General features: G+C 38.3%; 22 protein-coding genes. 15 read left to right on the top strand and 7 right to left on the bottom strand.

Going from position 1 to position 21,032, the window contains the following annotated elements:
• Nucleotides 1-291: 291 nt before the first annotated feature.
• Entirely contained in the window at nt 292-1,419 is a 1,128-nt protein-coding gene (locus EL101_RS09275) for an NADH-dependent flavin oxidoreductase (RefSeq protein ID WP_096596123.1), read from the top strand.
• Between the two features lie 757 nt (nt 1,420-2,176).
• Here EL101_RS09275 and EL101_RS09270 read toward each other — a convergent pair.
• Entirely contained in the window at nt 2,177-2,359 is a 183-nt protein-coding gene (locus tag EL101_RS09270; RefSeq protein WP_096596124.1) for a DUF2197 domain-containing protein, read from the bottom strand.
• 1 nt (nt 2,360) lies between these two features.
• A complete protein-coding gene (locus tag EL101_RS09265; RefSeq protein WP_096596125.1) occupies nt 2,361-2,843 on the bottom strand; it encodes a hypothetical protein in 483 nt (160 codons plus the stop codon).
• 136 nt (nt 2,844-2,979) lie between these two features.
• On the opposite strand from EL101_RS09265, the gene EL101_RS09260 reads away from it, so the two are divergent.
• The 4 genes from EL101_RS09260 to EL101_RS09245 all read left to right on the top strand — a co-directional run bounded on the left by EL101_RS09260 (nt 2,980) and on the right by EL101_RS09245 (nt 8,723).
• The gene (locus EL101_RS09260; RefSeq protein ID WP_096596126.1) at nt 2,980-3,255 is read left to right on the top strand and encodes an Fpa/YlaN family protein; all 276 of its coding nucleotides are present in this window, start codon (nt 2,980-2,982) and stop codon (nt 3,253-3,255) included.
• 70 nt (nt 3,256-3,325) lie between these two features.
• Complete coding sequence (gene ftsW / locus EL101_RS09255; protein ID WP_096596127.1) at nt 3,326-4,558, top strand: cell division peptidoglycan polymerase FtsW; 1,233 nt, start codon at nt 3,326-3,328, stop codon at nt 4,556-4,558.
• A 178-nt stretch (nt 4,559-4,736) separates the two neighbouring features.
• The gene (locus EL101_RS09250) at nt 4,737-5,021 is read left to right on the top strand and encodes a DUF2087 domain-containing protein (RefSeq protein ID WP_096596128.1); all 285 of its coding nucleotides are present in this window, start codon (nt 4,737-4,739) and stop codon (nt 5,019-5,021) included.
• A gap of 252 nt (nt 5,022-5,273) precedes the next feature.
• Nucleotides 5,274-8,723 carry a pyruvate carboxylase gene (locus tag EL101_RS09245; RefSeq protein WP_096596129.1) on the top strand — a complete coding sequence of 1,150 codons (3,450 nt, stop codon included), beginning with the start codon at nt 5,274-5,276 and terminating at the stop codon, nt 8,721-8,723.
• Between the two features lie 142 nt (nt 8,724-8,865).
• On the opposite strand, the gene EL101_RS09240 is transcribed toward EL101_RS09245, so the two are convergent.
• A complete protein-coding gene (locus tag EL101_RS09240) occupies nt 8,866-9,780 on the bottom strand; it encodes a COX15/CtaA family protein (protein WP_096596130.1) in 915 nt (304 codons plus the stop codon).
• A 209-nt stretch (nt 9,781-9,989) separates the two neighbouring features.
• On the opposite strand from EL101_RS09240, the gene cyoE reads away from it, so the two are divergent.
• Nucleotides 9,990-10,901: a heme o synthase gene (gene cyoE, locus EL101_RS09235; RefSeq protein ID WP_096596131.1), complete on the top strand. Its 912-nt coding sequence runs from the start codon at nt 9,990-9,992 to the stop codon at nt 10,899-10,901.
• A gap of 27 nt (nt 10,902-10,928) precedes the next feature.
• Nucleotides 10,929-11,390 (top strand): DUF420 domain-containing protein, encoded by a 462-nt coding sequence (locus EL101_RS09230; protein WP_014614224.1) that lies wholly within the window; start codon nt 10,929-10,931, stop codon nt 11,388-11,390.
• Between the two features lie 270 nt (nt 11,391-11,660).
• Here EL101_RS09230 and EL101_RS09225 read toward each other — a convergent pair whose 3' ends face one another.
• Nucleotides 11,661-12,023, bottom strand: coding sequence for a hypothetical protein (locus tag EL101_RS09225; RefSeq protein ID WP_096596132.1), 363 nt, complete (start codon nt 12,021-12,023; stop codon nt 11,661-11,663).
• Nucleotides 12,024-12,499: 476 nt separating this feature from the next.
• Here EL101_RS09225 and EL101_RS09220 point away from each other — a divergent pair, with 476 nt between their 5' ends.
• Nucleotides 12,500-13,570, top strand: coding sequence for a CAP domain-containing protein (locus EL101_RS09220; RefSeq protein ID WP_096596133.1), 1,071 nt, complete (start codon nt 12,500-12,502; stop codon nt 13,568-13,570).
• Between the two features lies 1 nt (nt 13,571).
• Entirely contained in the window at nt 13,572-14,012 is a 441-nt protein-coding gene (locus EL101_RS09215) for a YlbF/YmcA family competence regulator (protein WP_096596134.1), read from the top strand.
• Nucleotides 14,013-14,075: 63 nt separating this feature from the next.
• On the opposite strand, the gene EL101_RS09210 is transcribed toward EL101_RS09215, so the two are convergent.
• Nucleotides 14,076-15,008, bottom strand: coding sequence for a lysophosphatidylglycerol phospholipase D (locus tag EL101_RS09210; protein WP_096596135.1), 933 nt, complete (start codon nt 15,006-15,008; stop codon nt 14,076-14,078).
• A 94-nt stretch (nt 15,009-15,102) separates the two neighbouring features.
• Here EL101_RS09210 and EL101_RS09205 point away from each other — a divergent pair, with 94 nt between their 5' ends.
• On the top strand, nt 15,103-15,348 hold the full coding sequence (locus EL101_RS09205; RefSeq protein WP_014614220.1) for a YlbG family protein: 246 nt from the start codon (nt 15,103-15,105) through the stop codon (nt 15,346-15,348).
• A gap of 2 nt (nt 15,349-15,350) precedes the next feature.
• Here the strand turns inward: EL101_RS09205 and EL101_RS09200 are convergent, their stop codons facing one another.
• On the bottom strand, nt 15,351-15,740 hold the full coding sequence (locus EL101_RS09200) for a DUF7147 family protein (protein WP_096596136.1): 390 nt from the start codon (nt 15,738-15,740) through the stop codon (nt 15,351-15,353).
• 62 nt (nt 15,741-15,802) lie between these two features.
• On the opposite strand from EL101_RS09200, the gene rsmD reads away from it, so the two are divergent.
• Both rsmD and coaD read left to right on the top strand, forming a co-directional pair.
• Nucleotides 15,803-16,354: a 16S rRNA (guanine(966)-N(2))-methyltransferase RsmD gene (rsmD, locus tag EL101_RS09195; protein WP_096596137.1), complete on the top strand. Its 552-nt coding sequence runs from the start codon at nt 15,803-15,805 to the stop codon at nt 16,352-16,354.
• Entirely contained in the window at nt 16,347-16,841 is a 495-nt protein-coding gene (coaD, locus tag EL101_RS09190; RefSeq protein WP_096543128.1) for a pantetheine-phosphate adenylyltransferase, read from the top strand. The genes rsmD and coaD overlap by 8 nt, the downstream gene beginning before the upstream one ends.
• Nucleotides 16,842-16,984: 143 nt before the next feature.
• On the opposite strand, the gene EL101_RS09185 is transcribed toward coaD, so the two are convergent.
• A complete protein-coding gene (locus EL101_RS09185; protein ID WP_096596138.1) occupies nt 16,985-18,121 on the bottom strand; it encodes a nucleotidyltransferase in 1,137 nt (378 codons plus the stop codon).
• Between the two features lie 126 nt (nt 18,122-18,247).
• Here EL101_RS09185 and EL101_RS09180 point away from each other — a divergent pair, with 126 nt between their 5' ends.
• The 3 genes from EL101_RS09180 (at nt 18,248) to EL101_RS09170 (ending at nt 20,809) form a co-directional block, all read left to right on the top strand.
• Entirely contained in the window at nt 18,248-18,787 is a 540-nt protein-coding gene (locus tag EL101_RS09180) for a YceD family protein (protein ID WP_019166365.1), read from the top strand.
• A gap of 56 nt (nt 18,788-18,843) precedes the next feature.
• On the top strand, nt 18,844-19,017 hold the full coding sequence (gene rpmF, locus EL101_RS09175) for a 50S ribosomal protein L32 (protein WP_014614214.1): 174 nt from the start codon (nt 18,844-18,846) through the stop codon (nt 19,015-19,017).
• Nucleotides 19,018-20,062: 1,045 nt separating this feature from the next.
• Nucleotides 20,063-20,809, top strand: coding sequence for a TrmH family RNA methyltransferase (locus EL101_RS09170; RefSeq protein ID WP_096596139.1), 747 nt, complete (start codon nt 20,063-20,065; stop codon nt 20,807-20,809).
• Nucleotides 20,810-21,032: the final 223 nt, after the last annotated feature.

Genomic DNA, 21,032 nt, shown 5'->3' with positions numbered 1-21,032 from the left:
AAGGTTGGACTACGAATACATATGTACAGACATTTACAATATGGCAGTAAATGCCAGTGCGGGCGCATTGTTGTTTTAGGTCATGTATTAAAAACAACATTCCATATTGATGATTTTCGAACCGAGAACTTAAATAACTAAAAAGATAAGCATGTTTATTTATAATAATAACTATAAAAAGTTGTTGGATTGATAAGCTTATAAAGTAATTTGATTTGTTAGGCTAATTATTTTGTTTCATCTAAGCGATGTATTAAAATGAGGGCAGTTAATGAAATGGAGGGAATTACGGTGAACGAAAAGTATGAGAAATTATTTGAAACACTTGAATTACCCAACGGCGCAACATTAAGAAATCGTTTTGTGCTAGCCCCTATGACACACACATTATCTCATGAAGATGGCGCAACGTCAGAGGTTGAATTAGACTTTGTAGAATCTCGTGCTAAAGATGTTGGCTTAGCAATTACGGCTGCGAGTTATGTCAATCAAGAGGGGAAAGCCTTTCCAGGTGAACCTTCCATCTCTAAGGAAGCAGATTTGGAAGGTTTAAAAAAGCTTGCTGAAAGAACTAAAAAAGGTGGCGCTAAAGCAGTGATTCAGATCCATCATGGCGGCGCGAAAAGTTTACCTGAGTTGGTACCAGATGGTGATGTCAAAGCGCCAAGTGCTGTGTCTACGGTAGGTTTTGGTCATTCAGAACCTCATGATGCCCGTGAAATGACAACTGAAGAAGTCGATCAAATGGTAAAAGACTTTGGTTATGCCACGTCCTTAGCGATTAAAGCAGGTTTTGATGGTGTTGAAATTCATGGTGCGAACCATTACGTCATTGAGCAATTTCAATCACCTTACTACAACCGCCGCAATGACAAATGGAAAGATTTATTTGCCTTACCTAATGCCATTGCTGATGAAGTATTACGTGTCGCGCAAAAAGAAGGGCCTAATGATTTTATTGTCGGTTACCGTTTTTCACCAGAAGAAGCAGAAACACCAGGCGTAACAATGGACAATACTGAAAAATTAATTAAACACTTAATTGAAAAACCCCTTGATTACTTACATGTTTCATTAATGGACGTGCATTCAGTGGTACGTCGCGGTGAACATGAAGGGAAAAAACGTGTGGATCTCATTCTTGATTGGATAGAAGATCGCATGCCATTGATCACAATTGGTTCAATATTCTCAGCGGATAAAGCCTTAAGTGCAATTGAAACAGGGACACCCCTGATTGCATTAGGTCGTGGTTTATTATTTGACGAAAACTTTGTGCGTAAAATTAAAGAGGGAAAAGAAGCGGAAATTACGGGTTACTTTGACCCTGAGAAAGAAGATCATCATCACTTGCCAGATGTGTTGTGGGAAGCATTCTATAAAAAAATGTATCCTTATCCAGAAAAACCATCGTCATAAATAGCGTTTAATGTTTAAAAAGAGGGCTAAATTTTGATAACTGTAAATTTAGTCCTCTTTTCTTTTGGACATGCCGGTTGCCCCGATTGCCGTCTTGGACTCGCGTTCCCAGGGGCTGAGTCTGCACTCTTTCCTTTTTGAACAGGGCACATGCATAGGATTGCTTTAATGGGTTCGCTTTCCCAGGGGACTTGCCTCAACTAGCCAACGCTTGATTGAACTGTTACATGAATGAAGCGTTGGCGGATTTTCGGCTGCGTCTGATCCCTCGGGAGTCTCACCCATTTTTGCAATCTTGCATGGACAGAAGAAAGGAAAGAGGACACTCCTATTCAATTAACTCAAATAACGGCATCAAAAATTTAATCGCTCTTCAACCTATTATCCTTTTTTACACTTTCCTCGGGAGTCTCGTCCATCCGGCAATCTTGCAAGAACAATCGCATGGAAAGAGGACACTCCAATTAATCGACTCAGTTAACGTCCTCAAAAAGTTTAGTCTCTTTTCAACTTACTTTTTGCTTGTGGGAGACCGTTTACTGATTTCCCGGTGTATCTATTCCTTTGTCACTTAGACATTTACAGCATTCACTAATGACTCCTTTTAAACATAAGAGAAATACTCTGTTACCCTCGTACAATCCCTCGATCATGCCCGCAATAGAGCAAGGACAGAGGACTATCGAAAGTGCTCGACATGTTTAAAGGGAAGCAGACAAGCTCAACATTCAATAAGGCTCAGGAAGTCATCCGTTGTTTATGCATCCTTTTTACGCTCTATTGAATGTTGAAAAGGCCGTTGCTTCGGTGTATCAAGACGACTTTTACATTCATCACACATAAATGTTTTAATCGGGTTATTTTTCAAACGTTTCGCTAATCGTGTATTTTCATCTAACAATACTTCAGTGTCACATATCATGCAAGTGACTTTACGCATTTTAGAACACCTCTATATGTGTAACGTGCTCGAAAACATAGTCATAACCGTCTTCTAACGTATAAACAAAACTGTCTACACCATCATCTTGATAGAGACGTTTGCCATCTTTAGCGAATTGGAAGAATAGGTAAGGCAACATGTCGAATGGCACATCGATATGCGCTTCATCATTAGACAGTCTAATTGTTGTGACGTTTTCAAATGGTTCTGCGTTTTTGAAAAAAGGTGTCATGTTAATCGCAAAAGAACCTTGTAATACTGCACGTTTTTTATAATCAATTTCAGAATTTAAAGTAGGTGGATTCGTTTGACCTTCTAATATGGCACGATTCCATTCTCTGTTGTCCTCAAACTCAATCGGCTTTTGTCCTTCAAAAATACCTTTTTCTAAATCCTCAAGTGAGATTTTTCGATCGTCAAAAATCCATGTCGTACTATCGAGTGTAATTGGAAATTTAACGTCACCTTTGATTTGAATCATTTGTATGCACTCCCTCAGTTTAGCTACGTTTATTTTAACATACTTGGCCCAGAGCGTATGCCAAATATACTTGCTTTTTAACAGTCGATGAGATAAACTTTTTACATAAGAAGAAAATTAATAGGGGGACTATGTCATGAGCAAGCAACAACAATTGAGCAATGCTGCATATGACCAACTGAATAAAGACGCAGATCGTATTCTACAACTCATTAAAGTTCAAATAGATAATCTTACACTACCACAATGTCCTTTATACGAGGAAGTTTTAGATACACAGATGTATGGTTTACAAAAAGAGGTCGACTTTGCGGTAAACCTTGGACTAGTTAGCGAAGAAGATGGCAAAAAGTTAATGTTACGTTTAGAGAAAGAATTATCAAAATTACACGAAGCATTTACTCGCGTTTAATAGTTGCTATCTAACATACAATAGCACGTTTTTTCGACGTCTAAGTGCGAGAATTGGATGATTGACACATATGAATAATATGAAAAGACTATTTCGGTATATTTTGAGATCTTCTAAATATATCGATTTTCCATTATTAATCACATATCTTGCACTCTGCTTTATTGGTTTGACCATGGTATACAGTGCAAGTATGGTCGCAGCAACGAGAGGTACACTCACAGGTGGTATTCCTGTTGCAGGTACATATTTTTATACGAGACAACTCATATACGTCATCGTTGGTTTTTTTATTGTGTTTTTTATGGCCTATATTATGGACGTACGTATTTTAAAACAGCGTAATATTCAACTAGGGATGATGGCAATCATGCTCGGGTTGCTTTTTGCGACACTATTATTTGGTAGTGAGATTAACGGTTCACGAAGCTGGCTAAAGTTAGGATTTATGAACCTGCAAGCCTCTGAACTTTTAAAAATCGCTATCATACTCTACGTACCATATATAATAGAAAGAAAGCGTTACGAAATTCAGCGACAACCGATCGTTATTTTGTGGCCGATTGCATTTGTCGGCTTTTGTCTTGGCCTCGTCTTACTACAAAAAGACGTCGGTCAAACATTGTTAATAGGCGGTATATTTTTTAGTATTATCGTTTACTCTGGTATCGGTGTTAAAAACTTGATTAAAATCGGTTCTTACGCGATGTTAGCGTTAATTGTCGTGATTTTAATTATTGTCGTTTTCCGCATTAACATTTTACCATCATATTTAACAGCACGTTTTAGCGCGTTAGAAAACCCGTTTAATTATGAGTCTGGTATTGGTTACCATTTATCGAACTCGCTACTCGCTATCGGTAATGGGGGACTGTTTGGACGTGGGTTAGGCAACAGTATTATGAAACTCGGTTACTTACCTGAACCGCATACAGACTTCATTTTTGCGATTATTAGTGAAGAGCTTGGTTTTGTGGGAGCTTTCATCGTGTTAGGCATGATTTTCTTTATCGTCTATCGTGCTTTCGAATTGGCTTCACGTACAGCGTCATACTTTTACAAATTGGTGTGTGTCGGTATTGCGAGTTATATTGCATTACAAACATTTGTTAATTTAGGTGGTATTTCAGGCTTGATTCCATTAACAGGTGTACCGCTCCCATTTATTAGTTTTGGGGGTTCATCGATGTTAAGTTTAAGTATCGCGATGGGGCTGTTACTCATTATTGCTAAGCAGATTAAATATGATGATGCGAAACAACGTTACATGAAAAAACAACAAGCTAAAACGAGACGTTACTAAAAAGTATAGATAGCGTGGGCATGATGGATACTCATGCTGTACCAAAAGCTAATTTCTAGACCTTACATAGAAGTTAGCTTTTTCTCATCAAAGCGGCATATCTCAATCATTAAAATTCTGAAATTTCTAATAATAGACATATCATGAATATTAATGAACATAAAACAGGGGGATAAGGATGGATAAAATTGTAGAAAGATTTATGAAAGATGACAAAATACAAACGATACCACGAAAGGAGAAAGATAAAATTGCATTGCTTCAATACCTTTGTCGAGAATTTGAAATTGGACATGCGTATAGCGAAAAAGAGGTGAATCGCATCTTAAAAAGATTTTATAATGACTTTGCGATATTAAGACGATACTTAGTGGATTATCAGCTTTTACAACGAGATCTGGAAGGTAAATGGTATGAATTAGCGCAAAGTCATCATGACGACGAAACATCAACAGTGGAATGAATGTATCGAGACATAATTGCCGCGTAAAAAAGACTTTACAGTAATATACTTTGACATCATCAAAAAATATAGATACAATATGAATCATTAGTTTAAATTATTATAAATGATAAAATTTGGTTATCACTTTGGTTGCTTTTGATTTCAAATTTAAAATCATTTTTACAACAGAATCTTTTAATCGCACCTAATTTATTGATATAATAGAGATTGTATTTTTAGAATTTTCCCACTATTAAGGAGGTTCACTTCATGAAGCGTATACATAAATTATTAGTCGCTAACCGCGGTGAAATTGCTATTCGTATTTTTCGAGCCGCAACAGAATTGAATATTAAAACGGTTGCCATTTATTCTAAAGAGGATATGGGGTCACTCCATCGTTATAAAGCAGATGAGTCTTATTTAGTTGGCGAAAACTTAGGGCCAGCTGAAAGTTATTTAAACATTGAACAAATCATTAAAGTTGCTAAAGAAGCAGATGTTGATGCGATTCACCCTGGTTATGGGTTTTTAAGTGAAAATATGCAATTTGCTCAGCGCTGTGCCGAAGAGGGCATTGTTTTTATCGGGCCGCATGTCGAACATTTAGATATGTTTGGGGATAAAGTGAAAGCACGTGCCACTGCAATTAAAGCGGATTTGCCTGTGATTCCAGGTACAGATGGACCTGTGGCAGGATTTGAAGAAGCAGAAACGTTTGCCGAAGAAGCCGGATTCCCATTAATGATTAAAGCAACAAGTGGCGGTGGCGGTAAAGGGATGCGTATCGTGAGAGAACCATCTGAATTGCAAGAGGCGTTCACTCGTGCTAAATCTGAAGCAGAAAAGTCATTTGGCAATAGTGAAGTGTATATTGAAAAATTTATTGATCAACCGAAACATATTGAAGTACAAGTGATTGGCGACGAAGCAGGTAATATTATTCACCTTTATGAAAGAGACTGTTCGGTTCAACGTCGTCATCAAAAAGTGGTTGAAGTAGCCCCATCAGTTAGCTTACCAGATGATTTGCGCGAACAAATTTGTGAAGCGGCTGTCGATTTAATGCGCCAAATTCAATACGTGAATGCAGGAACGGTTGAGTTTTTAGTTTCTGGCAATGAATTTTACTTTATTGAAGTGAATCCACGTGTTCAAGTCGAACATACCATTACGGAAATGATTACAGGTGTCGACATTGTTAAAACACAAATTTTGATTGCAGATGGTCAGTTATTACATGACGATGCGATTGCGATGCCGCAACAAAGTGATATTCGCACGTTAGGTTACGCAATTCAATGCCGTATTACGACTGAAGATCCAACACAAGATTTCATGCCGGATACAGGGCGTATCGTTGCCTACCGTTCGAGTGGGGGCTTCGGTGTCCGTTTAGATGCTGGCGATGCATTCCAAGGTGCAGAAATTTCACCGTATTACGACTCGCTACTCGTTAAAGTGTCAACACACGCGATCAGCTATAAAGAAGCAAGAGAAAAAATGGCACGTTCACTTCAAGAAATGCGAATTCGTGGGGTGAAAACGAATATTCCATTTTTACGTAATGTGATTCAACATGACAAGTTTGCGTCTGGTGATTACACGACGAAATTTTTAGAAGAAGCACCTGAGTTATTCACAATTAAAACTTCACGTGATAGAGGTACCAAAACGTTAGAATATATCGGGAATGTAACGATTAACGGTTTTCCAAGTGTTGAAAAAAGGCCGAAGCCGCATTTCGAGAAACCTCATATTCCGACGACAGATACGAAAGCGATTGCTTCATTAAGTGGTACGAAACAATTACTTGATGCAAAAGGGCCTGAAGCCGTCGCGGCATGGGTTAAAGCCCAAGAAGACGTATTGCTCACTGATACGACATTTCGTGATGCACATCAATCTTTACTCGCAACACGTGTGAGAACGCATGATTTACTCAAAATTGCCCCAGAAACTGCACAAGTGATGAAAGATAACTTCTCACTTGAATTATGGGGTGGTGCAACGTTTGATGTCGCCTATAACTTCTTGAAAGAAAATCCATGGGAACGTCTCGAAAAATTAAGAAAAGCAATTCCAAATGTGTTATTCCAAATGCTATTACGTGCATCTAATGCAGTGGGGTATCGCAATTACCCTGACAATGTCATTCAAAAATTTATTGCGGAAAGTGCCGATGCAGGGATCGACGTCTTTAGAATATTTGACTCGTTGAACTGGTTAGAACAAATGAAAGTCGCTAACGAAGCGGTCCAAAAAGCAGGTAAAATTTCTGAAGGAACGATTTGTTATACAGGTGATATTTTAAATCCTGAACGTTCTAATATTTATACGTTGGAATACTATGTAAAACTCGCGAAAGAGCTAGAGCGTGAAGGTTTCCATATTTTAGCGATTAAAGATATGGCAGGGTTACTGAAGCCTAGAGCAGCATATGAGTTGATTGGTGAATTGAAAGCCGCTGTTGACCTACCGATTCATCTTCATACACACGATACGAGTGGTAACGGGATTCTCACTTATAAAGAAGCAATCGAAGCCGGTGTTGATGTCATTGATACAGCAGTTGCGGCGATGTCAGGTTTAACAAGTCAACCAAGTAGTAATTCATTGTATTATGCCATGAGTGGGTTTGAACGTAATATTCGTATGGATATTGAAGGCCATGAAACACTTTCACATTATTGGGATGCAGTACGTCCGTATTATAGTGATTTTGAAAGTGATATGAAATCGCCACATACAGAAATTTATCAACATGAAATGCCAGGGGGCCAATATTCTAACTTACGTCAACAAGCGAAAAGTTTAGGGCTTGGTGAACGTTTCAGTGAAGTGAAAGACATGTACCGCCGTGTCAACTTCCTCTTTGGTGATATTGTGAAAGTGACGCCATCATCAAAAGTAGTCGGGGATATGGCACTCTACATGGTACAAAATGAATTGGATGAAACGTCTGTGATCGAGCAAGGTCATAAGTTAGATTTTCCTGAATCTGTAGTTTCTTTCTTTAGAGGCGATATTGGTCAGCCAGTGAACGGATTTAACGAGACATTACAACGTGTCATTTTAAAAGGCCAACAACCATTAACTGCACGTCCTGGTGAATATTTAGCGCCTATCGATTTTGAAGCTTTACGTGAAGAATTACAAGAAAAGCAAGAAAGTAAAGTGACTGAACAAGACTTAATCAGCTATGCGTTGTATCCAAAAGTGTATGAACAATATATGCAAACTTATGAAACGTTTGGCAATGTTTCTAAGTTAGATACACCAACATTCTTCTTCGGTATGCGCAATAACGAAAAAATCCAAATCGAAATTGATAAAGGTAAAATTTTAATCGTTGAGTTGAAAACCATTACGGAACCTGATGAAAATGGTGTGCGTACCGTGTTCTTTGATATGAATGGTCAAGCACGTCGTATTCAGGTGAAAGACGAAAATATTCAAACGTCTCATTTAGCGAAAGTGAAGGCAGATAAGAGCAATCCAAATCATATCGGTGCACAAATGCCGGGTACAATTATTGAAGTGAACGTCGCTGAAGGAGATCAAGTTGAAGCGGGGCAATCACTTATTATTAGTGAAGCAATGAAGATGGAAACAACAGTACAAGCGCCGTTTAAAGGAACGATTTCAAAAATACATGTCGTTGCAAACGATAGCGTCGAAACACAAGATTTACTCATTGAAATTGAACCAGTAGTATAACAGTAAAGTCGGCACGGTTTGTTAAATCCTATCATTACAATTTTCTATAAACATAGCGTTAAAATGCATACCACAAAGCAATCACAAAAAGACATCAAACAACGACTTATGTTGTTTGATGTCTTTTGCAATGCGCATTATTTTAAATTTGTTGATCGCCGCGATTAGTTCGCAAAATTAACAAGATGAAATAACTAATCATGCCGAATAATAACGTGATAAAAAGTGCGTGTAATAACGCAATAATTAAATTCACGTTTGTAACGATTGAAAGTGCCCCAGTTACAACTTGTAAAATAATTAAAATAAAGCTTGCTGTATAACCGTAATGAATCGTTCTCATCGTTGGATAATGTTTGACAGCGTGGATATAAGTAAACATTATAACAAAAAACGTAATCATAGCCATCAGCCTGTGTGCCAGTTGAACCCAGTCGTGCACATCATGAGGCACAATATCGTTAAATGGCAATGGCCATGCACCGTATGCAAGACTTGAATCTGTATGTCTCACAAGTGCACCTGTGTATATCGTTAAATATACGACACCCGTCATTATCCATGTATAGCGTTGCAACGGTTTACGGATGTGGACTTTATTGGCTTCGTATTTTTTATCCATGTCAAAAATGATTAAAGTCAATACGAAAACAGATGAGAAGCTAATTAGGGAAATACCAAAATGAAGTGCGAGCACATAATCATTTTGTTGCCACATGACGGCAGCGGCACCCACTAAGGCTTGAATGAGTAAAAAGCCAATGCTAATCATACCTAAAGGCTTTACCTCTTTAATATGCCCAATGTTTTTCCAAGATGTGATCACAAGCCATGTCACAAAAATTACAGATAATCCAGATACAGCTCTGTGACTCAATTCAATAATTGTTTCTATCGGTAGGTTTTGTGGTAATAATGCGCCATGACACAGCGGCCAATCTGAACCACAACCATCTTCAGAACCTGTTTTTGTTACGAGTGCACCACCAAGCTGAACCCAAGTCATAATCAACGTCGTTAAGACAGCAAGCCACTTTAGGTTTCGCTTTTTAAACAATCTCAAACACCTCATTATGTATCAAATTAAATAATCTCTATTCATCAACATCACCCACATTATAACAAAAACTGAACTGAAAAATGTGAATTTATCATGACGTTTTTTGAATGTCGTTAAAGTGTCACAAATTTTTCTCATTTGAACTAGTCATTCTCGACGCTTTCATATATCATGAATGTATATGTTATTTTAAGGGGGGGGAACTGATGTCCAAATCAGAGGTTGTATCACAAACTTCCGGTCGTATTACTTATAAAGAACTGAAACAAATTATTAAGTTAGGTCTTGTTCAAGGCAACTTAATTCCATCGTTTGCGGGCGCGTGGTTGGCTATCGTCATGACACATCATGCATTTTTAGCTTCTATTCCACAAATTATTGTGATGATTATTGGTTCTACGTTAGTAATGGGCGGAGCATGTGCATTGAACAATTTCTATGACCAAGATATTGATCAATTAATGCCAAGTAAACAAAATCGACCAACTGTTAACCATCGTATTTCAGATCGTCATTTATTGGTATTAAGCTTTGGTATGATGGTCGTTGGTGAAATATTATTGTTCATGTTGAATATGCAAGCCGGTGTTATCGGACTCGTTGGTATCGTTGGTTATGTCTCATTTTATTCCATTTGGTCAAAACGACATACGACATGGAATACTGTGGTAGGTAGTGTGCCTGGAGCGGTACCACCATTAATCGGTTGGGTCGCGATTGATGGTCACTTAAGTTTGATGGCTTGGGCATTATTTTTAGTCGTGTTTTGTTGGCAGCCGATTCATTTTTACGCATTAGCGATTAAACGTAAAGATGAATATGCAACAGCACACATTCCAATGTTACCATCTGTTAAAGGCTTTTCGCGTACACGTGTTGGCATGTTTTTATGGCTGATCGCATTATTACCACTTCCATTTTTAATGCAAGATTTAGGTGTGATCTTCGTCGTGTTAGCTACGTTACTGAACGTCGGATGGATTGCATTAGGGCTTACAAGTTTTAAATCGTCAGCGAATGAAACAAAATGGGCAACAAAAATGTTTATTTACTCATTAAACTATCTTGTTCTATTTTTTGCACTTGTTGTCGTGATTTCTTTAATACAATTAATTTAGAAGATCTACGAGTGAGGAATGAATAAAATGAATGTACCTATTTTACCTACGTTAAGTACAACTTGTATTGTAATTAGTGCCATTTTAGTCGCTATCGGATGGCGCCTCATCTGGAAACGTCAAATTGAGCGTCATAAAAAAACGATGCTGTGGGCTGCTATTTTCGCAGTGGTCTTTTTTACAATTTATGCGAGTCGTACTATCTTTATTGGTAATACAGCATTTGGAGGGCCGGATTCAGTAAAAGTTTATTATACGATTTTCTTGGTTTTCCATATTACATTAGCAACAGTGGGAGCAGTACTTGGTTTAATCCAAATTTTTACAGGTTTAAAAGATCGTTACAGTGTTCACCGTAAAATCGGACCTGTCGCATCAGTGATTTGGTTTTTCACAGCAATTACAGGTGTGGCGGTATATATTTTACTTTATGTGCTTTATCCTGGTGGCGAAACGACGTCATTGATTAAAGCAACATTTGGTTTATAATAAAAAAACAACAGATGATTTTTCATCTGTTGTTTTTTTATGTGTAATGTGCGCATAGCTGACAACTGTCTCATGAGTGTCGTATATTCAGTGGAGGGTAATCAAAAAAATCACACCTATCGTCATTTTACGCAATTTCATTAAAAAAAGAGGCAAAACACAGGGACGTGTCTTACCTCTTATGGTTTCAATTCACTCTATTTTGAATGATACGCTATGTTAAGGGGGGAAGTGTTTTACAACAGCGCCCCATAGCACGATTCAGCTGTATTAATTATTTTGAATTTCTTTTTGATGCTGTGCTGCTTGTTGTTGTTGACGTTCTAAAGCTCTTCGTTGTGTGATTACATCGTAAATAGAAGATAAGTTGCTGCGATTTTTGTATGCGACAGTGTTAGTAACGTCTGAAGCAGTTGGCGTTGTAGCGGCTTGTTGCTGTTGACGTTCTTGAGCTCTTCGTTGTGTAATCACATCGTAAATAGAAGATAAGTTTTTGTGACGATCATATGATACAACATCAAAATCGTCTGATTGTGTAGTAGGCGTCTCCTCTGCTGCTTGTGCTTGAGTGCCGAGTAACCCCGCTAAACCAAGTGAAACGGAAAGTGCTGAAACTCTGAATAAATTTTTCATCGTTCTAATACCTCCTTCATTTGATATAAAAAGTATACCACTTAAACAATTAATTGTAAATGGAAAGGCTTTTAAAAACTATAGTGAATAAATAAGAAATTGTTTATAAAAACCGTCATCAAGCTATTTCGATAATCTAATTAAATGTGTAGAATTTATAGAGAACATGAGGTATATAGTGGTGGCGTTTAGGACGCAACTGTCATTGTTCTTCAATTGAACCATGTAACAAGGTGACGAAGTTTGGTATGTGTCCATGACAAAATTTCAACGTCTATTTTGTTTATAGTAGAAAGTCTTTTTCAACAGTGATACGATAAAGTGAAATCAATAGTTTGGATGATTTGAATTTTAATCATTCACAAAGTATATGAATGTTTTTATAATGAAAAGTGAGTCTTAAGGGCGGATAATGAAATAAGAGAGTTTTTATCTATACTAATAGGGTTAAAATGATATGAAAAAGAGGGGAACGTATGCAAAGAAAATTGATTAAAGTATTAGCAGTATTGTTGTTAGTTGGCTTTTTAGTCTATTTATTTTATTCCCCTCAACTTGAATTTGATGTGTTAGAGAATCCAAATCGTGCCAATCATCAACAACCAGAAAAGCCTAAAAATGTGAACCAAAATGAGGGACAGAATCCGCCATTGGAAAGTGGTGTTGGGACTTATATCGGCAAATCACTCAATCAAATCACCTCACAATTTGGCACTCCAGATAGAATTTATGCTTTTCAGCAAGGCTACCATAAATACATTTATAAAGGTGACAAACGTTACATGATTTTTGCGGTTAAAGATGACAAAGTGAAGTCTGTTTATGTGACGGGCCAAAATACGGACAAATTAACAGGACCAATTAAAATAAATGAACAAGCGTCTGATTTGTTTGATAAATTTTCGATCAATACAGAGCCTCAATTTAAAGTGAATGGACAAACGTATCATTACGAACTATCGGATAAAGACGTTAAAACACAAGCTTTAATCCAGTTTGATGATACATTTGCGCAAGTGTTTATTGATCAACAAAAAAATAAAGTACTCGGATTACGCTATTTAGATAAAGAAGCTTTGGCAGATATCAATCCTTATGCGCAAAATAATGAAGAAACGGCATCCCAAGAATCAGAAGCATCAGCGGAAGAAGATGTGCGTCCTGCAGATCAAAATGTAAATGAACGACTCACGTTATACGAATTAACGAATGAAATGCGTCAATTGAATGCACGTCAACCTTTAAAAGTGAATGATATGCTTGAAAGTGTTGCGACGGTGGATTTGTTTAATAATGGCAATCAAAAAAACACAGAATTTACAGAAGAGAATTTGATTAATTTGATGAAACAAACGCCGCTCAGTTATCAATCTGTCTCTCAAAATGTAGGGTATAATTTTAATGACGTTCCTACGTTAGTGCACAGTTGGGTCAATTCAGATGTTCACCGTTCACGCATGTTAAATTCAAAATATGCTGAAATGGGCGGAGAAGTTCAACGTCAATATTATATGCTCATCTTTTTAGAGAAAGGGGAGAATTCGTGAGATGTATGATGAACAATTGATGCAAATTCTTGATCAAACGGATGACTTAGCCGATCAAATTCGGCACTCTGAATTATTTGACGCCTATCAAAAAACGAAACAAGCATTAGTAGAAGATCGAGAAGCACAACGGTTATATGGTCAGTTTTTGAAAAGTAAAATCAATTATGATGAAGTGCAACGGTTTGGGCGGTATCACCCAAACTACCAAGAAGTAATGTTAACGACAAGACGGTTGAAACGGGCATACGAGATGCATCATACTGTTGTCGCATTTAAACAAAGTGAAACGGCGCTTCAACAATTATTAGATGAAGTTGTCACAATCATTGCGACGAGTGTGTCACAACATGTCAAAATTGATGCAGGAACGCCATTGTTTGAAGCATTAACAACAGGCGGGGGTTGTGCCACGGGTGCGACGTGTCAATGCCGAGTTTAATAGCATGAAAGTTGAATACAGTATAAAAGTGGTTAGGAAATGCATCCTAACCACTTCACTATATTAAGACTGTCGTTGGCGATAAGCAGTGAGAAATTGTCGACCAAGTGACGGGCGATCTGTCACGATAGTATGCACGCCTAGCGCCACAAGATGATGCATTGAATCGACACTATTAACGCCATAATAGCCCGGCATTCGATTCGTGTTGTTCAACCATTGAATGAGCTTCGGTTGAACGAGCGGTATACCATGGAAATGTGTCGGCATTTGGAATGTTTGCGCTTTTCCGTGATAAAAATGTTTCAAACCTGTATAAAGTTTTAAAATACCTTCTGTCACTTCAGCTTGGCTTGCTCCGATTGCTACCGTGCCTTGGCTAATTTGATGGAAACGTTCAATTTGTTCACGATAAAAACTTGTGACGAGCACACGCGATTCAGCTTGATGTTGTACAATGATATCATATAAACGTTGAGCAGCAATTTGGCCTTCATAGCTATCCGGATGATCTTTAATATCGATATTCACAAGTTGTTCAGGATAACGCGCTAACAGCTCACCCATCGTTAAAATTTTCGCATCTGGGTGATTTTGGTAAGGACGCTCGCCGTTAATGTCTTTAAAATGGTAACCCGCGTCTAAGGCTTTCAATGCATCAAGTGTATGTGCGCTAACCGGACCAGAACCATTCGTTGTACGGTCCACTTCAGCATCGTGAAAGACAATCACTTGTTCGTCTTTAGAAATACGAATATCAGTTTCGAAGCCAGTCAATTGCATCTGCACAGAATAATCAAATGCCAGTGCAGTAGACTCAGGACGTTCACCCATGCCACCACGATGACTGAAGATGTACGGCGCTGGGCCACTGAAAAATGGCGGTATTGCTCGAGGTTTAGGTGCTTTTGTAGTCTTTTGAAGTAATAAGGCGCCAGTTACCACAGAAGCTGCACCCCATAGCGCCCCTTTTAAAATTTGAGATTTGCGAGTCATGATGATATACCTCCCATTAAAATAACGTCATACTCATACTTTCCGAAGCGAGTGACACATGGTACGATAATATTGTGAAATTCGAGGTGAAAAAATGGATATCATACAACGTGAAAATATAATCATTTATCTTAAAAACATGAAGCATGAACGTCATATTCGAAAATATGGTCATATTGTTTATACGAATTCACAACAAAAATACGTATCGATGTATGTGAATCAAAAGGATATTGATGATGTGGTGACGCGCCTGATGAAACTGAAATATGTCATACGTGTTGTCGGATCACCTTATAAAGATTTGAAACAAGAATATCCAAAAGAAGCAAATGAATAAACTTATTCCAGTGCAGGAATCCAATGTTGCAATCGTAATACACTTTTTAAATAGTTAAAGTAAAGATCTAGCTCAGGATAGTCATCGGGTGCATGGACATCTACACCGACCATTTCGATATGGTAGGGTGTTGCATATGATTGGATGAGCTCGTATTTTCGATTGCTTTCAGGATAAGGGTAACGTAAGGCATCTAACATGATATACATCGCTTGAAACTTACGTCCTTCAGTAGGTTGCATAATGATTGCCACAGAGGTCAGTTGACGTGTGGACTTTGGTGTATGGAAAAAGACGATGCGATCGATACGTTCGTGATTATAGTCGATGAGCGTTTTAAATTCGTATAGATCCGTCAATCCGTGTCCTAAAACGATAAAAGATTGTTGCATTTGGATTCCTCCTCTTAAATCAAAGTATATTAAAAATGAAATCGGATTGGAAGTGTAAAAACATGCGTGTCATCGCAGGAAAACATAAAAGTAAATCACTCGAAACAATAGAAGGGCGCAATACGAGACCGACGATGGATAAAGTGAAGGAAGGTATTTTTAATAGTTTACATACAGTTGAAGGGCTCGGGCTCGATTTGTTTGCTGGGAGTGGCGGTTTAGGCATCGAAGCACTTTCACGTGGGATGGACAAAGTCATTTTTGTCGATCAAAATATCCGTGCCGTTAAAGTCATTCAACACAATTTGAAAAAGTTGGACTTAACACATCAGGCAGAAGTATATAAAAACAATGCGGACCGTGCGTTAAAAGCGTTGAACAAACGAGAAATTCAGTTCGATTTAATTTTTCTTGACCCACCATACGAAAAAGGATTGATTGATGAAGCGCTGAAGAGTATTCATCAATTTGATTTATTAAAGCAAAATGGTATCATCGTGTGTGAGTATAGCCATCGTGAATCCATTGATACTTCACTTTTTGAAGAAGTCAAACGCTATCACTATGGTTTAACTGACACTTGTGTTTTGAAAAAAGGAGAAAGTCATGGTTAATACGAAAGCTGTTATCCCTGGAAGTTTTGACCCTATTACAAAAGGACATATCGATATCGTCGAGAGAAGTGCGGACCGTTTTGATGAATTGCACGTCTGTGTATTACGAAACAGTAGTAAAAAAGGGACGTTTACAGTAGATGAACGTTTGGAGTTAATTGAAAAGTCCGTCGCGCATTTGCCGAATGTGTATGTGCATTCCTTCAGTGGTTTATTAGTAGATTTTTGTGACGAAATTGGTGCGACAACCATTATTCGTGGTTTGCGCGCGGTCAGTGACTTTGAATATGAGTTGCGCATTACTTCAATGAACAAAAAGCTGAATGATAAAGTGGAAACATTATATATGATGAGTTCGACAGATTATTCTTTCATTAGTTCGAGTATGGTGAAGGAAGTTGCGCAATATGATGCCGATATTTCTGAATTTGTGCCCAAACATGTAGAAGAGGCGTTGTTGAAAAAGTTTAAACGAGAAAAATCATAAGGCGTTTCAATAGAATAGACGGACTCAAAATCATTTGAGACATGATGAAACAAACGAGGCTAGGACATTATGTTTTCCTAGCCTTTTTAAAGTAATAAAAGTTGCGTGAATGATCAATACCAATTGTGAGCGTAATGAAAAATTCACTCATGTGCAATGTACACTGGTGTATTGAAATCGGTCATAGTGTCGCCCGTCAAAACGTTGTAAATTCCCGTTGCTTTCACTTCATTTTGAAATAGCTTTGCCGTTTCGCGATTGATCGTGGTAATGATGCGACGCTCAGGAAAATGTGCTTTCAAATATTTCAAGTAACGTTGTCCTTGAGGCGTCATTGCTAACACGCTTACGGCATGGACGTCTTCGGTCACATCAGCATATTGAAAATGCAACAACACATTCATTAAAATCCGCTGAATATGGGTATAAGTATAACGTTTCGTTTTTAATGCGTGCATCAATGATGTGTAATCTGTTGCTGACAACGCTGCACGGTACAAACGATTTTCAAAACCTTCACTCATCGTGTAAATTTGCTTTAATGTTTCAGGTGTATGTTGCAAAATCGCGAATTTAATCAAATCGAATAAGCGCTGTTGATCATGAAATGGTGCCGTCATTAATGGAATGTTTTGTTCTGGTACCATCTTTTGCCAAGTCCGATTGCCGCTCAAGATACCTTCGCGAATCGCTGTACCACTTGCGATGGAGGCGTGATGCATATCAGAATCGTGATGTTGGGCGTGTGCACGCGCTACGGTCATCGGTTCAATGGCGCTGTGTTGTAACTGCAATTGCTTCAAGTAGGCGATAGCCAAAATGTTATTCGGTGTACTTAATAGGTCGCTTTGCAATGTTTCTGCTGCAATTCTGGCATAACTTTTACCTGACTTGATTGCTGTTTGAAAAGCGGATGTTTGCTCGAGTTGAATGAGTTGATGCGCGGCGTGTGCTAATTGTGATAGGTCGCCGCTTTCACTCCCGAAACTTAAAACATCAGCTTGTAAATAGTCTGCCACTTTGACCCCAGTTTGAGCGAAAATGTCACTTGACGACAATGAGCCGACTAGAGGCATTTCTACGACTAAATCAACGCCTACTGTAGCCATTTGTGCACGTTTAAATTTGTTGTACATTGCGGGCATTCCACGCATCATAAATTGGCCGCTCATGATGGCAATCGTAACGTCACTTTGAGAAAGTTTTTTACTTTGTTGCGCATGATAGAGATGGCCGTGATGAAAAGGGTGATATTCTGTAATCATTGCGACACTTTTCATTTGCATTCTGTCCTTTCGTGTCTCATTATGAATATTGTATCAGAACTTAAGATGTTAAGAAAAAATCTTGACAACTTAACTATCAATAGTTAAAATAAATTTTGTGCTTGTTAGAGGTGAAGCCATATGAAGTGGTCAATAACACAATTGAGAAAATACCAAGGACAACCTTTTAAATTTAATCAGACCGTAACGTTTAACCATCTGATTCAAAACTTGGATCTATTAGACTTGTCACCGATTGATATCGAGGGTGAGTTGATTGTTAAATCGAATGAGGTTGTAGCGACAATGCATTTAACTGGGCAGTATACGATGGCGTGTGCGCGTACGTTAGTGCCTGTAGATGTGCCATTGGATGCAACAACAACGGAAGTATTTGATTTAGATGGTTTGTATGAGGATGAGGACGATGAACATTATCATCTTGTCACTAATGGTATGATTGATCTTCGCGAAATTGCCGAAGAGATTGTTATGCTTGAGAAACCAATGCGTGTCGTTGCGGATGACAGCGATCAAATGCTTACTGGTGGTCAAGGTTGGGAAGTTATTGACGAAGATAATTTGGATAACGACCCATCTCAAGATGAATCACATGTGAATGTCGATCCAAGGCTTCAGAAATTACAACAATTATACGATGATAGTAATCATGCACGCTAAGTTTTTTGAACTACGATGCGTCAAATGAATCGAATAAAAGGGAGGATTAACTAACCATGGCAGTACCAAAAAGAAGAACTTCTAAAACAAGAAAAAACAAACGCCGTACACATTTTAAATTAGCAGTACCAGGTATGCAAGAATGCCCAAACTGTGGTGAATTAAAATTATCTCACCGTGTATGTCCAAACTGTGGTTCATACAAAGGTGAAGAAGTCGTTTCTAAATAATAGACTTTTTACAGTAACTGGATAAGAGCGTAAAATAGAGGCTGGGAGATTAATTTTTCCTAGCCTCTTTCTTAATCATAAAGCATGGCGTTTGGACATCATTTAGCGAAGTATCTGTCAATCAACGATGTCTCAAAAGCAGGAATCTCGACAGAACACTCGCGATTTCGGCAAAATTTGGTGCCCAATTTTGCTTTTCACTCGGTCCTGCTCAAATCCTAACGCAATCAAAAAAATAAGTTGAAGAGAGTGAACTTTTTGATGGCTTTTTCAGAGTTGATTAGATGGGAGTGCTCTCTTTCCTTACTTTTGTTTATGCAAGTTTGCCAAAATGGGTGAGACTCCCGAGAAAAATGTACTTAAATTCGAACAAGAAGCTATTGAATTCATTCTGTCCAGTGTTTGACGCAGTAGCTGTTTAGATGACGTTAACTGAGTCGATTGAACGGGAGTGCTCTCTTTCCTTGCTTCTGTTCTTGCAAGATTGCCGGACAGACGAGACCCCCGAGGGAATGCGTGCATACTGCTGACGTTGACTTCTTTACTTTAATAGTGGTTACTGTTTATCGCAGTAGCTGTCTGACTTCTCAATGCATACGCTTTTGAGAAGTCTAGTCAGCCTTGCGGGAGCAGTACGACGAAATCTTTGTTGCATATGAGATTTCTGTACTGCTCCCAAAATCCACAATGAATGGGTGCGCTGGGAATCAATAAACGGTGTTCCAAAAGCAGGATTTTCGACAGAACTCCCGCGATTTCGGCAAAATTTGGAAATCAATTTTGCTCATCGCTCGGTTCTGCTCAAATCCTAAGCGCTTTTGTCACAACCTCCCCTCAGCCCCTGGGAACGCGAGTCCAAGACGGCAATCGTAAGCAAGCAACATGTTCAAAAAAAGAAAGTGACGGCAATCGTAAGCAAGCAACATGTTCAAGAACGAAAGAAGACGTGCCATGAAAGAAAAACAGCATATTTAAAAAGGAAAAAGAGAGTTCAGCGCAAAAAAACAGCATTTGACGATATAAGAAAAAGTGAGATGAAGTAAACATGGAAACCATCACATCGATACAAAATCCGAAAATTAAAAACTACAATAAATTAAAAAAGAAGAAAGAACGCGATAAGCAAGGGCTTGCAATTCTAGAAGGGTTTCATTTAATTGAAGAAGCGGTCCAAAGTCAAATTAAAGTGACGCAACTGTTTATGATTGAGCCGAGCCGTGTGCCGACAGAACTCATTGAAGCGGCGGAGGAAGTGTACGAAATTACGCAAAAAGTCGCTGAAACATTATCAGGAACTGTCACACCTCAAGGAATATTTGCAATCATTGAAAAGCCACAAGTGGATGGCACTGCAGCAAAACAAGTGTTAATTTTAGATCGTATTCAAGATCCTGGCAATCTCGGGACAATGATTCGTACGGCTGATGCAGCAGGGTTAGACTTAATAGTGATGACGAAAGGAACTGCTGATGTCTACCAAGATAAAGTATTGCGTGCAAGTCAAGGTAGTGTCTTTCACATTCCCATTCAATATGTAGATGACATGTCTGCTTGGATGTCGTCATTTGAAGGACCGATATATGGGACAGCATTACAAGATGCGACGACGTATCATCAAGTCGCTAGTCAACAGGATACATTTGCGCTCATCCTCGGCAATGAAGGGGAAGGTGTCGCGACAGATTTATTAGCCCATACGACTCAAAACTTGATCATTCCTATTTATGGACAAGCCGAAAGTTTAAATGTTGCCGTCGCTGCAGGGATTTTAATGTTTTATTTAAAGGGTTAGACTTTGGGTTGACCCTTGATGAACGCATGTATATAATAGACGTATTAACAATTCAACAAACTGCTGATAAAAAGACGTAAACTATTATCGAGGTTGCTCAGGGAAGTCTGACATGAACTGTGAGTTGGACTCAATCTACATAGTTTTTTTCACCTTTTTAGCTACTTAAAGAGATTTAAGTCGGAAGTAAAATCCGTTATCAATATGAATTCAGAGTGTATGT

The sequence above is a fragment of the Staphylococcus delphini genome (assembly GCF_900636325.1).
In the GTDB taxonomy this organism is placed as follows: Bacteria; Bacillota; Bacilli; order Staphylococcales; family Staphylococcaceae; genus Staphylococcus; species Staphylococcus delphini.
Note: the sequence above shows the minus strand (reverse complement) of the source record. Positions and strands in the feature narration are given on the sequence as shown.

Excerpts from the sequence above, each read along its gene's own strand:
- EL101_RS09270 (WP_096596124.1), bottom strand. The coding sequence starts at position 2,359 with ATGCGTAAAGTCACTTGCATGATATGTGACACTGAAGTATTGTTAGAT.
- EL101_RS09265 (WP_096596125.1), bottom strand. The coding sequence starts at position 2,843 with ATGATTCAAATCAAAGGTGACGTTAAATTTCCAATTACACTCGATAGT.
- EL101_RS09260 (WP_096596126.1), top strand. The coding sequence starts at position 2,980 with ATGAGCAAGCAACAACAATTGAGCAATGCTGCATATGACCAACTGAAT.
- ftsW (WP_096596127.1), top strand. The coding sequence starts at position 3,326 with ATGAATAATATGAAAAGACTATTTCGGTATATTTTGAGATCTTCTAAA.
- EL101_RS09250 (WP_096596128.1), top strand. The coding sequence starts at position 4,737 with ATGGATAAAATTGTAGAAAGATTTATGAAAGATGACAAAATACAAACG.
- EL101_RS09245 (WP_096596129.1), top strand. The coding sequence starts at position 5,274 with ATGAAGCGTATACATAAATTATTAGTCGCTAACCGCGGTGAAATTGCT.
- cyoE (WP_096596131.1), top strand. The coding sequence starts at position 9,990 with ATGTCCAAATCAGAGGTTGTATCACAAACTTCCGGTCGTATTACTTAT.
- EL101_RS09230 (WP_014614224.1), top strand. The coding sequence starts at position 10,929 with ATGAATGTACCTATTTTACCTACGTTAAGTACAACTTGTATTGTAATT.
- EL101_RS09225 (WP_096596132.1), bottom strand. The coding sequence starts at position 12,023 with ATGAAAAATTTATTCAGAGTTTCAGCACTTTCCGTTTCACTTGGTTTA.
- EL101_RS09220 (WP_096596133.1), top strand. The coding sequence starts at position 12,500 with ATGCAAAGAAAATTGATTAAAGTATTAGCAGTATTGTTGTTAGTTGGC.
- EL101_RS09215 (WP_096596134.1), top strand. The coding sequence starts at position 13,572 with ATGTATGATGAACAATTGATGCAAATTCTTGATCAAACGGATGACTTA.
- EL101_RS09210 (WP_096596135.1), bottom strand. The coding sequence starts at position 15,008 with ATGACTCGCAAATCTCAAATTTTAAAAGGGGCGCTATGGGGTGCAGCT.
- EL101_RS09205 (WP_014614220.1), top strand. The coding sequence starts at position 15,103 with ATGGATATCATACAACGTGAAAATATAATCATTTATCTTAAAAACATG.
- EL101_RS09200 (WP_096596136.1), bottom strand. The coding sequence starts at position 15,740 with ATGCAACAATCTTTTATCGTTTTAGGACACGGATTGACGGATCTATAC.
- rsmD (WP_096596137.1), top strand. The coding sequence starts at position 15,803 with ATGCGTGTCATCGCAGGAAAACATAAAAGTAAATCACTCGAAACAATA.
- coaD (WP_096543128.1), top strand. The coding sequence starts at position 16,347 with ATGGTTAATACGAAAGCTGTTATCCCTGGAAGTTTTGACCCTATTACA.
- EL101_RS09185 (WP_096596138.1), bottom strand. The coding sequence starts at position 18,121 with ATGAAAAGTGTCGCAATGATTACAGAATATCACCCTTTTCATCACGGC.
- EL101_RS09180 (WP_019166365.1), top strand. The coding sequence starts at position 18,248 with ATGAAGTGGTCAATAACACAATTGAGAAAATACCAAGGACAACCTTTT.
- rpmF (WP_014614214.1), top strand. The coding sequence starts at position 18,844 with ATGGCAGTACCAAAAAGAAGAACTTCTAAAACAAGAAAAAACAAACGC.
- EL101_RS09170 (WP_096596139.1), top strand. The coding sequence starts at position 20,063 with ATGGAAACCATCACATCGATACAAAATCCGAAAATTAAAAACTACAAT.